The sequence below is a fragment of the Pseudomonas sp. CFBP 8771 genome (genome assembly GCF_014841695.1).
GTDB lineage: Bacteria > Pseudomonadota > Gammaproteobacteria > Pseudomonadales > Pseudomonadaceae > Aquipseudomonas > Aquipseudomonas baltica.
In genome coordinates this window covers 1-13,353 of record NZ_JACYUJ010000013.1, presented here as the reverse complement: position 1 = coordinate 13,353, position 13,353 = coordinate 1, and the positions used below count along the sequence as shown (strand labels likewise).

The 13,353-nt window shown below is 53.2% G+C and carries 12 protein-coding genes; 6 read left to right on the top strand and 6 right to left on the bottom strand.

All coding sequences use genetic code 11. The features are described 5' to 3' along the window. The 5 genes from IFT80_RS21120 to IFT80_RS21100 all read right to left on the bottom strand — a co-directional run bounded on the left by IFT80_RS21120 (position 1) and on the right by IFT80_RS21100 (position 6,191). Positions 1-2,079: a TonB-dependent receptor family protein gene (locus IFT80_RS21120; protein WP_139051764.1), complete on the bottom strand. Its 2,079-nt coding sequence runs from the start codon at positions 2,077-2,079 to the stop codon at positions 1-3. Beyond that, the gene (locus tag IFT80_RS21115; protein ID WP_192138307.1) at positions 2,067-4,226 is read right to left on the bottom strand and encodes a TonB-dependent receptor; all 2,160 of its coding nucleotides are present in this window, start codon (positions 4,224-4,226) and stop codon (positions 2,067-2,069) included. Before IFT80_RS21115 ends, IFT80_RS21120 begins: the two co-directional genes overlap by 13 nt. Positions 4,227-4,297: 71 nt before the next feature. After that, positions 4,298-4,687, bottom strand: a complete 390-nt coding sequence (locus tag IFT80_RS21110; RefSeq protein WP_162484647.1) for a DUF2946 domain-containing protein — start codon at positions 4,685-4,687, stop codon at positions 4,298-4,300. 306 nt (positions 4,688-4,993) lie between these two features. Beyond that, positions 4,994-5,575: a putative natural product biosynthesis protein gene (locus tag IFT80_RS21105; protein WP_032710420.1), complete on the bottom strand. Its 582-nt coding sequence runs from the start codon at positions 5,573-5,575 to the stop codon at positions 4,994-4,996. 232 nt (positions 5,576-5,807) lie between these two features. Beyond that, positions 5,808-6,191: a DUF2946 domain-containing protein gene (locus IFT80_RS21100; protein ID WP_080898717.1), complete on the bottom strand. Its 384-nt coding sequence runs from the start codon at positions 6,189-6,191 to the stop codon at positions 5,808-5,810. Positions 6,192-6,906: 715 nt separating this feature from the next. Here IFT80_RS21100 and IFT80_RS21095 point away from each other — a divergent pair. The 4 genes from IFT80_RS21095 to IFT80_RS21080 all read left to right on the top strand — a co-directional run bounded on the left by IFT80_RS21095 (position 6,907) and on the right by IFT80_RS21080 (position 9,485). Then, positions 6,907-7,512 (top strand): SCO family protein, encoded by a 606-nt coding sequence (locus IFT80_RS21095; RefSeq protein ID WP_005764642.1) that lies wholly within the window; start codon positions 6,907-6,909, stop codon positions 7,510-7,512. Further along, a complete protein-coding gene (locus IFT80_RS21090) occupies positions 7,512-8,000 on the top strand; it encodes a copper chaperone PCu(A)C (protein ID WP_005764644.1) in 489 nt (162 codons plus the stop codon). Before IFT80_RS21095 ends, IFT80_RS21090 begins: the two co-directional genes overlap by 1 nt. 227 nt (positions 8,001-8,227) lie before the next feature. Then, positions 8,228-8,515, top strand: coding sequence for a c-type cytochrome (locus IFT80_RS21085; protein ID WP_005764646.1), 288 nt, complete (start codon positions 8,228-8,230; stop codon positions 8,513-8,515). A 370-nt stretch (positions 8,516-8,885) separates the two neighbouring features. Next, the gene (locus IFT80_RS21080; protein WP_192051387.1) at positions 8,886-9,485 is read left to right on the top strand and encodes an FMN-dependent NADH-azoreductase; all 600 of its coding nucleotides are present in this window, start codon (positions 8,886-8,888) and stop codon (positions 9,483-9,485) included. Between the two features lie 240 nt (positions 9,486-9,725). On the opposite strand, the gene IFT80_RS21075 is transcribed toward IFT80_RS21080, so the two are convergent. Continuing rightward, the gene (locus tag IFT80_RS21075) at positions 9,726-10,703 is read right to left on the bottom strand and encodes an IS5 family transposase (RefSeq protein WP_008374339.1); all 978 of its coding nucleotides are present in this window, start codon (positions 10,701-10,703) and stop codon (positions 9,726-9,728) included. Positions 10,704-11,325: 622 nt separating this feature from the next. On the opposite strand from IFT80_RS21075, the gene IFT80_RS21070 reads away from it, so the two are divergent. Further along, the gene (locus IFT80_RS21070) at positions 11,326-12,342 is read left to right on the top strand and encodes a metallophosphoesterase (RefSeq protein WP_192138305.1); all 1,017 of its coding nucleotides are present in this window, start codon (positions 11,326-11,328) and stop codon (positions 12,340-12,342) included. A 745-nt stretch (positions 12,343-13,087) separates the two neighbouring features. Beyond that, positions 13,088-13,353, top strand: a 266-nt coding sequence (locus IFT80_RS21065) for an SIR2 family NAD-dependent protein deacylase (protein ID WP_342214353.1), incomplete at its 3' end; no start/stop codon positions are given.

Here is a 13,353-nt window from a genome sequence, read left to right as displayed (position 1 = left end):
TTATAGACGCCATTCCAAACCTAGATAGACGCTACGGCCATCGCCTGAGAAGTAATAAGCACCGTCCACACCCCGCACATTGGCCTGAACAGCTGTTGTCGCTGCGTAGTTGCGGTCAGCAAGATTGCGCCCCTCGACGAACCAACGGGTATGTCGGCCCAACTCACCACCGACAGTCATGTTAAACAGGCTGTACCCACTGGCTGACAAGGTGTTGGCGTGATCGATGTATGTCTTGCCTGGCAGCCACTCGACAGAGGGCGCGATGTAAAGCCAAGAGGACGGCGACCAACGCAGTTCTGCGCGCATAAACTGGCGAGGGATTCCTGCCAGTTTGTTATCGCCGTAAACCGAATCACCCTCGAACTTGAAGTCGTTGAAGAGGTAGTTCATACGCACCGACCATTGCTCGGCCAGAGGTACATTGGCATACAACTCTAAGCCCTGATGAATTGTCTTGTCTGCGTTTACCGTGCCGAGTGAATTGCCCTGGCTATCGGTCAGTGCCAACAATTCTCGGTCGATCCAGGATCGGTAAATCACGGCATCCAGCTGTAGGTCACCCCGTCGGTGGCGATACCCGAACTCCCATGTAGTCGACTCCTGATCTTCAGCGAGTGGCTGAGTGTTGACCGTGATTTCACCAAACGGAGGCGCTTCATAGCCGCGACTCATACTCATGAACCACTGGGTGTTGTCATCTGGTTCAAACAGCACGCCTATCTTCGGACTCATGCCCTCGTAGCGTTCGTCGTAGCTGATTGCGGGCAATCCTTTAAAGGCAGTTTTGCGCTCAGCCTGCACAACCTGCGCACCCACTTCGACGGCCCAATAGCTGCTCAGTCCATATTTAATCTGGCCATAAAAAGTGCTCTCGTTAGCGTCCAGATCGCTCTGGCGGGTCATGACACCTGGTTTACCGTCAGGATTGGTAAAGCGATCCTCATTGCCTTCAAGACGCGAGTAAGAAGCTCCCAATGTCAGCTTGCGTGTCAGATCTGGCTGGCCGAACTCCGTGGTCATCCTGACGCTCAGTCCAGTGTCGATCAAATCCTGCTGCAGAACCGCAAAGGTCATTGCATGATCTCGTTTGCGATCCGCTACATAAAACGACGTTTCGACTTCGGTCTGATCAGAGGCATTCCAGCTCAGCGTCAGTGCTGCTCGATCAAGGCGGTAGTCGTTGTGTGCATTAAGGCGCTCGTAGTTGGCACCCGCGGAACGGGGGTCGTTGCGTAGCGCTGTTTTGCTAATGCTCCCTGGCATTTCCATCATGCTTTCGAGGTGGGTCAGGAACAGACGCGCCTCCAGGTCTTGAGAAATACGCATACCAATATTGCCGAAGTAACGCGTGGAGTCCGTTGCGGACTGCTGGCGGTAACCGTCCTGATGGCTGTCAGTGATGCTCAGAAAACCGTCGAATACATCACCGGCTCCTGCAACAGCCAATTGATTGCGGCGTTGATCATAAGTGCCAATCTGGGTACGCAGTAGCAGAGGCCCACTATCTCTCCCGGTTGGTGAGACAAAGTTTACCGCGCCTCCAAGTGCATTGGAGCCGTACTCCAGACCGCTGGAGCCTCGCCACACCTCTATGTACTTCGCTGCCAGAGGCTCTATTGACTGGAAGTCACCACTGCCGTCGGCGTGATTCAGCGGGATGCCATCCTGGTAAAGCTCAATGCCGCGCATCAAAAAGCCACGTTGAATGCCCGAGCCCCGAATGGAAAAACGAGCCTCATCGCCGTGACGGCTCTGCGCCAAGACACCTGGCGCAAAGCCCAAGGCGTCAACTACCGTGGTAGCTCGCCCGTTACGGTAACTTTGAGCATCGATAACTGCGGTGCTGGCAGCTCGGCTCTCAAGCTTCGCGCGCGCGCTCGTCAGGTCTGGCTGCACATTGATCCTGTTGCCAACAATATCCAGCGGATCAAGCTCGATTTTCGCAGGCAAACCGTGTACTGCATCAGCAGCTCTCAAGTGGCTCAGAGGCATGAGCAAGAAAAAGCAAGACAGCAGTGCGCATGAGTGAACTGGTAAATCAGTTCGTCGTTGTAAGAGCATCATCAGTATCTCCACTGCACAGCCACTTCGAGGCTGCGCGGCTCACCCAGGTAATACTGAGTGTTGGTCTGATGAATGAAGCGTGCATAGGTCTCGTCCGTGAGGTTACGCAAACGCGCACTCAGCTCTGTATGCGCATCGAGGTCATGCCTGAGGAGCAATCCGTAGACCGTGTAGGACGGCACCCACATAGTGTTGGCGGTATTGGCGTAGACCGAAGAGACGTAGCGCGCATCAGCGCCGACCTGCCACTGCGGTGCCAAATCGTACGTCAGCCAGAGGTTGGCCGTGCGATCCGGAATGTTCACCGGGTTCTTACCCTTGCGTGAAAGCACCGCGCCGGCGACGGTCTCATTGAATTCGTCGTATTCGGCCCTCACCCAGGCGAAATTACCGGCAGCCAACAACTGGGGAGTTATCTTGAACGATGCCGCCAACTCGATACCCGTAGAGGTCTGCTGGCCTGCCTGCTCGGTGGTGTTCTGCAGTGTGGAAGAGGGTACAGAAATGTTCTTGCGCACGATTCGATAGGCTGCTGCTGTGGCAGATCCGCGGCCATCAAGGAAGTCGAATTTGCTGCCCACCTCAATCTGGCGTCCGGTGCTCAAATCGAAGTCGCCGACCTGGCCGATGCTTGCGCTGGTCAGGGTTCCGCCTGGCGGCTCGGCCGAGGTGCTGTACTGGGTGTAGAGGCTGGCGCTATCGGTCACGTCATAGACCAGACCTGCCCGGCCGGTAAAGGCGTCCCAGCGGCGATCAAGTGAACTGCGCGCCGTGTGGTCGACAATCTCGAAATCAATGTGGTCATAGCGAAGTGCTGTAACCAATGCCAGTCGATCCGTCAGGCGCGTGCGATTTTCCATAAAAGTCGACGTGGTATCCGTCCAGGTGCTGCGGCCCTTGGTACGTGCGGCATCCATGCCGGGGATGTTGAGAAACGCACCTGGAGCGAAACTGCCCGGGTCTACCTCAACGCCGAAAGACCCATTGATGGACAGCGGATAGTTGACCTGTTTGTTGCGGCTGTATTCCATGCCAAAGGCCCAGTCACTGGCCATCCCAAACAACTCCCCCGCGTGCGTCAGCTCCAGACGATTGCCGTTCACCTCCTGATCATGACGCTGGCGATAGCCTGCAGAGCGAGCCACGGCGTTGTTACCCGCGTTGAAGCGATAGACCTCAAGATTGCGGTAATCGCGCTGACCGTCATAGTGATAGAAGGTATTGCGAACCCCGGTAGCATCATCGAAACGGTAGTCGGTGATCGACCGCAGCCAACGAGTTCTCTGCTCGTAGCGCCCATCATCGACGTTATAGTTTTTGAAACGGTTGTGCTTATCAATAGGAAGTTTGCCGCTCAGTGGCTGTAACACTGGCGAGCCCCAGTACGGGCTGTCTTCCTGCTCCTCCAGATACTCGATGGCGAGTGTGTGGGAAAGCTGGTCGTTGATATCGCTCAGCAGGGAGAACGCCAGATTGCCAGCTCCATTCTCCTGACGATCGATATAACCATTGGTGTGCGTGCGACTGTAGTCCAGACGCGCATAATGGCGAGCTCCTTCCCCCTCGTTGAGCGCCTGGTTGACGCCGATGGCGGTCTCCCAAGTGTCGTAGCGCGAGTAACTCACCCTTCCCTCAAGACTGTCCTTGTCACGGCTGGCCAACTTGGTGATGAAATTCAGGCTACCGCCCACCGCACCACTGCCATTGAGAAAGGAAGATGGCCCGCCCAGTAGCTCAACTCGATCGTAAATCCATGATCCGACAGGACGCGCAGCGGCTCCGTATTGCAAATTAATGCCGTTGAACAACTGACCAATCTGCGCACCATTGAATCCACGATAGGCCACATAACCTCCCCAACCAGGTGGTGCGGATGCATTCACGCCAGGCAGCGCATTAGCAGCATCCTGAAAGTTGCGCGCTCCGATACGCTCCATGGTCTGGCGGCCTGCCACGCTGACCGATGCGGGGTTCTCGCGCGCACTTAGCGTTAGACGCGAGCCGCTCTCGATGGTCTCGTCCAGGTTGAGAGCGGTCGCCTCCACGGGTTCGGCAGCAGAAGTGGATATCTTAATGTCGGCCAGTTTCAAGGAATCATCTTGAGCCCAAGCAAGTGCGCTGCTGCCAACGAGCAGCGCCAGAGTCGTCATGCGAAACATAGAGAGCTTCCAGTTTTTCATTCGATTAGTGCGCAGGCTGTCTACAAAGCAGCCAGCCTGGACGATAAATTTCAGAGCAACGGAAGCCCATAGGGGGATGCACGAGGGTTTGCTGGAGGCCAGCGGTAACGATTTGAGCGCGAGAGATACAACCTGGCGAAAGGTCGCGCCTGGTCGATTGTGAGTAGTCCCCATAGACCAAAAAAAGCGGCGAGAATTAGTGCGCTGAAAAGACTAACCAGTACGCAACTGGAGCCAGGGGTGGAGGTCGTTGTTGCTAGACCCGAGTCGTCAAGATCAGCCCCAAAATTGCCATCAAGCGAGCAATATTCACCCCCTAGGCTGGAGAGCTGCAACCCAGCCATTTGACCGTGGCCGATCGCGCAGGAAAAAGCACTGAACAGGATGGATACATAGAGAATCCATGCCACGAGCGAGCGTTCAGTGCGTGCGATTTTCATTAAGCGAGACGTCACCAAAGTAAGGTTGTATGCACATATCAACTACGTCGTTCTGCGCGGTTAACCCGGTATTAAAAGGCTGAAGGACTGAAAACACATCAGTACAAACCAGAATGATGACAGCAGCAAAAAATCTCTCACCTGCGACGTTATGTCGCACCTTTCTTCAGTTTCAACCAAGAATGGGCCAACGACGTGAAGACTCGCCACATCCGAAAACTGCCCAGGCCAAGACGTGACAAGTTGTCGCATGCCCGATGCCCATTAGTACGCGTCGAGTCCTCGACGACTGTGTATTTGATTGGACTAGGGAATGGGAAGCCAGCGGCGAAATCCGGCGCCGCCCTTCCCTGTCAAAGGACACCAGGCGAAGTCCCAAGGCGTAGGTGGAAATTCCTCTTGTTCAGGGTCAAAGCCTACGCCTGAACGTGGAGCTATTTTCCAGTCAAACACCCTCATCGGCGATCCTTCCCAAGCCAACACCAGTCCCCTGGCCTGGCTACCATCTGTGCTTATCCAGCGGGCGGCCGCTGCAGTCATGAAGGCGTCGATGTGCTCCTCATTTATTTGCTTCTGGTAGGTTGACGTCAGTAACCATCGACAAACACTGAGGTAATAAGTCCAGTTCAGCGGTGGATGGTTACGGTAAGCCCACGTCATAAAGCTTCGAAATATATTCAAGCCATCGGGAGGATCCAGCTTCAGCAACCTTGGACAAACATCAAACAGCGTATGCCAGTAAGGCAGTAAACGAGCGTCCAGGTGAACAAAACAGCGTGCATTACTGGGATAGTCAGGAAACGGCAACAGGAAATCGCCACCCTTGCTCGTTGGCGAGGCCTTACTGACCAACCGCGAGGCCCCGGAAGGGGTAATTAAATCGCGCATGCCGGCCTCCATTTGATAGCCGCTGGCGGGTTATCAGAAGCTGGAAAGCTAAAAGTTCTTCCTTCGACAGTGCTGAATCTGCAATCCGGATAATCGAAAACGCGAGCCATAAGCCTTCTTTCCCGAGACAATTGGACGACGCCCGACAGCGGTCGCAACAGCGACAATCTGGCGATAAGCGGGCGACGAAAAATAGGCGACAGCCGACGATCAAATCGGCCACATACGAACGTCAGATCAGGGGAGAAGCGCGAGGGTTGGCCGACGGCCACGAGTATCTAGGGGGTGCCTTACAGCGCAGCTCACGACCAGGGCGTGGCTTTTGGACGATTCGCAGGAGCCAGATCAGGCCCAACAGAAAAACGATGCTTAACGTAACCGCAGAACAGATTGGGCAGACAAGACTACCGGCCCAACCGCTGGGTGATTGGTCAGAAAAATCCGGACTCTCGGTAGGAATTCTATTACCCGATGTAGAGCAGAACTCGCCACCTATGCCATTGAGGGTGAGCCCACTCATCTGCCCATGTCCCAAACCGCAGGCGAACACGTTGAATAAGACGCAAAAATACAGCGTCCAAGCAACGAGCGAGCGGTTAAGTAGGGACGATTTCATGGCTGCGATTCTTGTGCCAAATTATGGAGGGCTTGAAGATCGAGAGATGCCGATCAAGCCGACCAGCCAAGGATACCCACGATTTACGGCCACGAGTCTAGCACGCGAATTTAGGTGGCTTCACACAGGATTAACTCGACAAAAGGGTTATCGGCGTGACTTCTGCAAAGATGGCTAGACATACGGCAACACTAGGGCACCTCTCTGGCTCACGACTCGACGCCCTCCCGCATCTCGCCAGCCGTTGCACACGAATAGCCTAGACGAGAGGGCTACCTTCAGGTGCGCGAGGGCTACTCAAGAGTGACCGACGGGCACACCTGCTTTTTACAGACTCAGTGCAATGTGGGAACCCATTCGCTAACGATTTTAGGTTTTTGCTCATCTGCGTACGGAAGAACCTTCGGGCTACTCACCTTAAAGCTACCTGCGACAGGATGTCGCGGGAAGCTTGGCAAGCTCATTCAAATGAAGCTCAACGCGCAGCATGCGTCACAATGTCGCAGGTTATGAAAGACTGCTGGCATTGTTAGACTTTTCGCCCTACCTCCCGTAGGTCAGAAGAATATCCCAAATGATGATCAATGGTTCCCGCCTGACTTAGCGTTAAGTCGAGATCTATCGATAAAAACGATTTCGGTAACAGACAGTATTTTATAAGTGACGCGTCCCTACAGTTGACTGAATTGATGGGCGAACCAAGAGGCATTATTTCATGAGCGTTTTGATGACTCGCCGCAAGGTGGTTGCAGGAATAGGGTTACTCAGCTTGAGCATCTTGACTGGATGCGATACCAGAGAAAAATTGACGTACAAACACGGCAAAAATCTGAGCAATCAAATCCTTGGCCGCTCATTCAAATTAAAAGATACTAACGGCGACGTTAGAATGCTCTCGAGTTATCGAGGGATGATCCCCTTGGTGTTCTTCGGATTTACACAGTGCCCCGCGATTTGCCCGACGGCTCTGGCTCGCGCAGTACAAATCAAAAAACTGATGGGCAAGGATGGCGACAGACTTCAGGTCATTTTTATTACGCTGGATCCTGAACGCGATACACCAGCCGTGCTCAACGCTTACGTGAAAACGTTTGACCCGTCATTTGTCGCACTTTACGGAACACTCGAAGAAACTGCTGCCACAGCCAAAGAGTTTGGCGTGTTTTATGAAAAAATCCCCAGCGGATCAACCTATACATTATCCCATTCCGCGACGAGCTATGTCTACGACATCAGGGGAACGCTACGTCTTGGATTGCCTCACTCGCTTTCAGCACAAGAATGTGCAGAAGATTTGCTTACCGTCATGAAGGTGTCCTAATGAACTCAACTCTCAATCAAGCCAGCATTACTCAATGCGTCAGACAGTTCGTACTTGGGTTTTCCCTGCTGGGACTGGCCTGCCAGGCTTCAGCCCAGACGCAAGTAGAAGATGTATGGGCTCGCGCTACAGTCGCAGGGCAGCAGGCGACCGGCGCGTTCATGACTATTACATCTAGCAGCGACAGCAAGCTGCTCAGTGTCCAGTCTACGGTCGCCAAAATTGTGCAGCTTCACCTGTCTACCATGAAAAACGACGTGATGAGCATGCAACCAGTGGAGTTCATCGACTTGCCTGCTGGCAAGCCGGTCACCCTAGACCCCGACAAATATCACGTCATGCTGATTGACCTGGTTAAGCAAGTCAAAGAAGGTGACAAGGTACCGCTGACGCTAACGATAGAGAATGCCAGAGGCGAGAAGGAGTCGATAACGGTTGAAGCAACAGCACGGGCTCTGAACATGCCGGATCACAACAAGATGCATTGATGACCTTAAGGGTGTACATCAGTGACGCTTAACTAAACAAACGTCACTGATTCCAGCTCATTTTGATGGGTGCATAGAGTTTCCTAATAGATCACCGTCAATACTGACTTGTGACAGTGGCCAGAAGCACCTCGCATTATATCTACTACAGTTGCGAGCCTTCTAATAAAAAATGATGAGCAAAGGCTTGGCTTAGCTGATCCTTGTAAGAAAAAGCGGAGTGCAACATGAAATATTTAGCCATTTTGGCCATCAGCCTGCTTCCCGTCTCAGTAGGGGCCGCTCAGGATCCAGAAACTGTTTTCAATCAGTCATGCGGGATATGCCATAACGGTCAATTACACACTGCGCCTAAAAAGGGAGATAAAAGCGCTTGGGCGCCGCGCCTCGACCAAGGAATGGATATACTCGTCGAGCGAGTCACTACCGGATACAGCGTGATGCCCCCTAAAGGTCTCTGCGTGCAATGTACACCAGACGATTACAAAGCAGTTATCGAGTGGATGGCTAAATAAGCGGCCTCCTCCGTGATCCTCTTAAGTTACTTAATTTCGATGCACTCAACATACCCTCGCTTAAGTTTAAGCATCCACCAATTTACCTTCACTATTCCACCTTAGCAATAATAAAGACCGATCTCTAAATTTTTGTCCCATTCGCGATTTACCTTATCCATATATTCACAGATAGGGGCTTCTGACGTCTGTAAACACGGCCAAGTCAACCGGTGATCCAGCGTCCCGAACACTGTTAACGTAACGATGTAGGTGAAATGTGTATAGAACAACCATATCGATAATTGACAGCAGCTTTTTCCACCTTTTTATGATGTGAATACGACTAATCTAGGCTTCATCGACTCAAGCCGATAGAGAATAAGGAATCATGCTCAGCGTTCTGATCATTGAAAGCAGCGCTCGCCAACAGGAGTCAGTTTCTCGACAACTGACCCAGCAATTCATCAGCCAGTGGCGGTTTGCGCATCCGACCGATCGGATCATTATCCGTGACGTGGCCCTCAACCCCATACCCCATATGGACTCAAACTTGCTAGGTGGATGGATGAAGCCTGCTGGAGCACGCAGCAACACGGAGCAGCTTTGCTTGGAGCGCTCCGACGAATTGACTAATGAGCTACTTGCAGCTGACATGCTGGTCATCGCCGCGCCAATGTACAATTTCGGCATTCCAAGCACTCTTAAAGCTTGGCTTGACCATGTGATTCGAGCTGGGGTGACGTTCAAATACACGCCCACCCGTACCCAAGGCTTGTTGATTGGCAAGCGCGCAGTCGTCTTAACCGCCCGAGGTGGAATTCATGCCGATGACAGTTCGGATCATCAAGAGCCATACCTACGTCAGGTACTGTCTTTCATGGGCATTCACGACATCACGTTTGTTCACGCAGAGGGGATTAACCTCAGCAGTAATTTTCGTGAGAAAGGTATCAAATGCGCCACATCATTGCTGGCACGCATCATTTGAGCTATTTCATGCGGAATTTGATTCCAGCTGAGCTTTACATTAAACCCTCCCTAGGTAGCGCTTCCTCTTACGATACTCGCCGTTACTGGACGCTAAGGAAGGTCTGAAGTACCCACCGATTTTTGAGGCCCTCGCTGCTTGAGGTTCAAAAAATCCAAGTCGGCCGAAAAACAGACCCTTCTTGTCTTTAATTCACGGCTCTTTCCTCTGATCGTGCTGTTTCAGGGCGATCAGCCCGCATTACAGACGCACCTCTCCCGCATTCAACAACCGTTTTCGCACCATCCACAGGTTCGACAATGCGAACAAGGTTGTCTGTTGGGCGATGTTTTTCGACAAGCCACGAAAGCGTACTTTCGTGTAGCCAAACTGGCGCTTGATCACGCGAAAGGGATGTTCAACCTTGGCCCGCACCTGCGCTTTGGCGTATTCGATCTTGCGTCGCATACGCCCGATCAAACTCTTTTTTCCGTGCTTTCTATAGCTGCTGGGACGCGCAGCAATCGACCAAATCATCGTGCGGTTCTGATGCTCAGCACGCTTCTCCACACCGGTATAACCCGCATCGCCGCACACGTAAGTTTCCTCACCATGCAACAACTGATCGACCTGAGTCACGTCCGCCACATTCGCCGCCGTGCCCACCAGGCTGTGCACCAAGCCGGATTCGGCATCGACGCCGATGTGCGCTTTCATACCAAAAAAGTACTGATTTCCTTTTTTCGTCTGATGCATTTCCGGGTCGCGCTTGCCGTCCTTGTTCTTGGTCGAACTCGGGGCATGAATGATCGTCGCATCGACCACCGTGCCTTGGCGCAGCATCAAGCCACGGTCACCCAGATAGCCGTTGATGACCTGTAAGATCCCGCCCGCCAACTCATGTTTTTCCAGCAGGCGCCGGAAGTTGAGGATCGTGGTTTCATCGGGAATTCGATCCAGATGCAGCCCCGCGAACTGGCGCAGAATCGTCGTTTCATAGAGTGATTCTTCCATCGCCGGATCGCTGTAGCCGAACCAGTTCTGCATCAGATGAACCCGCAACATGGCCAGCAACGGATACGCCGGACGACCGCCTTCACCTTTCGGATAATGCGGCTCGATCAAGGCAATCAAGCCCTTCCAGGGCACGACCTGATCCATCTCGATCAGGAAGCGCTCACGGCGGGTCTGCTTACGTTTGCCGGCGTACTCAGCATCGGCGAAGGACATCTGTTTCATCGGGACTCAACCGTTCGATTCCTGTGAGGCGGGTATTTCACCAAATCTGGAAGCCTTTTTCAGAGTTTCCCTAGAGACGAAATGACTTGGTTGGATCGCGCACTCCGAGATGCCGCGCACCCTATAGTTTCAAGATACAGAGCGGCGCATCCAATGTGCGAACGCTGCGGAGAAAAACCATCAACTGAAGTCGACCATGTGTCTCCCGAGTTCAACGTAATGGTCACACAGATTATTCAGACGCTCAGCGCGTCTCAGGTTGAGGAGATATTTTCCCGCTTTGACTGGCTGGAAAAAGAGCCTTTCTCGTTACCACCAGGCCATTCTGCTTTGCAGCTCCTGGATCACGCACATCAGGCTGCGACTCTCCAGGCAGTGTGCCAGCCGTGCCATGTGCTCAACGGTAACGAACGCCGGCGCTAAGCGATTTAAATGCTCGCTATGAAACCGAGAGAAATTCCTCGCGGGATAATTCTCAGCCCCTGAAATTGCTGGCAAACGAGTCCTTTAGGAAGGCTCCGCAAGGTATAATTCGAGCATCTCGCTGCTACGAATTTGAGCCCCTGCATGTCTCATGGAATCGCACTATCCGCAGCAATCAGCCTAGGAAATTCGTGACGTCATGACTAATGTTTTGAGGCTTGCAAAGAACGATCGGGGCAGAGATTTCGTCGTCGGTGATATCCATTTTAAGACGATCGATTTGCACAAAGGTCTTCACGCGCTCGACTTCGACAAGCAGGTTGATCGGGTCATCGCAGTAGGCGATCTTATTGATCGTGGGCCAGGAGTGCTGGATGGTCTGAAGCTGCTGGGGGAGCCCTGGTTCTTCACAATTCAAGGTAATCATGGATGGATGCTGATTGATGCCTATCGCCGCGACCCCCACGCCCGGTATGCGTCACATGGAGCTGGATGGTGGTCGACGATCGCTGATGAATCCAAGCCCATGATTATCGAAAAGCTTGAGAGCCTTCCTGTTGTTATTGAAATCGAATGCACACGAGGAAATGTTGGAGTCGTCCATGCAGATGTCCCGGCGGGCATGTCGTGGAACGAGTTTGTCGAAAGCGTGGACAATCCGCAGATTGAGGAAATCGCGCTATGGGGGCGTGAACGCATTATCAAGCATCATCGCGAGGGCGTTACGGGTGTTTGGAGAATATGTGTCGGGCACACTTGGATACCCTCCCCTTTAAGGCTCGGAAATGTCCTGGCACTTGACTGCACTGGTGGCGGTGAAGGCCCGCTAGCGATCTATTGCGTGCAAGACGACACGATCTACATCGAAGGAAGTTCTGTCTCTCTCGATAGCACTGAGCGCTTATCAGAGCACCTGGAAAAGCTCGAGCACACCTTGGCCAACCTCAGCAAGGCAGTCCAAGGAAACAAGCTCATCGAGTCGCAGAGTCTGAGTCGAGAAGCCGGCGGTTTGGTCAAGCAAGCGCGGTCGACCTGGCTGCCACTCATGGCTGAAATTAGCGAATCCCAAAAAATCGTTAACGCACTGCATGGGCTGAGCTTGCTCAGTGGAGATCGCAAGGTAGCCAAGCTCGAAGAACTGAAAGCTCGGTATGCAGGGACGCAGATGGGAGATTTATTGGATCGGTTATCCAGTCCCGGATCAGGCCTCGCTTGATCCAGATCAATGAGAAGTTGAGGTTGGCCAAGATAGCGGGCACGTTCTGCCCCCAATTAACTAACACCTGCGAGCACTATGAGTCAGTCCGTTCAAGCTTTGCCAGAGATCGCTGTTGGAGAATTCAGAGAACGTTACCCCCAACTGTTCTCTGATCCGGCCGTTGATGACATTTACTGCGACCCCGGGTGGCGTGGGATCCTGATCGCGCTTTGCGACACTCTCCAGACATACCTGAAGCGGTATCCCGACGTCAGTCCAGTTAGGGTCGAGCAGATCAAGTCGAAATTCGGTGAGCTGAATTTTTTCTACGATGGTGGCGACGCGTACTGCAGGGGCGCAGTAGACGTAGCGATCCAGCTTTCGCTGAAGACCTGCTCTTACTGTGGAGCGCCGGGAAAACAAGTCGGCGGCAGGTGGGTCAGCACCTTGTGCTCGCTGCACGACGGCAGTAGTCGGCCTGAACATCTGGGTTGAGCCGGCAAAGTCTCAATTGACCGGAGACATTTACCCAGAAGCATAGAAAGATAGGGTGATGCGCGCTCAGAACACGCTGCGAGCGGAGCGCGCAGGCCACCGGCCGCAGACGTGAGGATGGAAGCCCACCGGGCCGAGACACATAGTGGCTCGGTTTACGACAGCCGTCCGCAAAGCGGCACGCCCTAAGCCGAAAAGACAAAATTTGAAGGCCCCACGCTCAAACCCGTAAGGCCCTTAAAGCAACAAAAGGTCAGAGAGAAAAGACATGCCCATTAGCGCAGTTGCAAAGCATCTCAGAGAGGCTAAGCACGTCGTCGTTTTCACGGGCGCTGGCGCATCAGCAGAAAGTGGTATTCCGACATTCAGAGATGCACTGACTGGACTTTGGGAAAACTTCGATGCATCGAAGCTCGCGACAGCCAAAGCGTTCCGTGCAGATCCAAGTCTCTGCTGGGGGTGGTACGAATGGCGTAGACGCAAAGTCACCCAGGCCCAACCTAACGGCGCACACCATGCAATCGCACAGCTCGC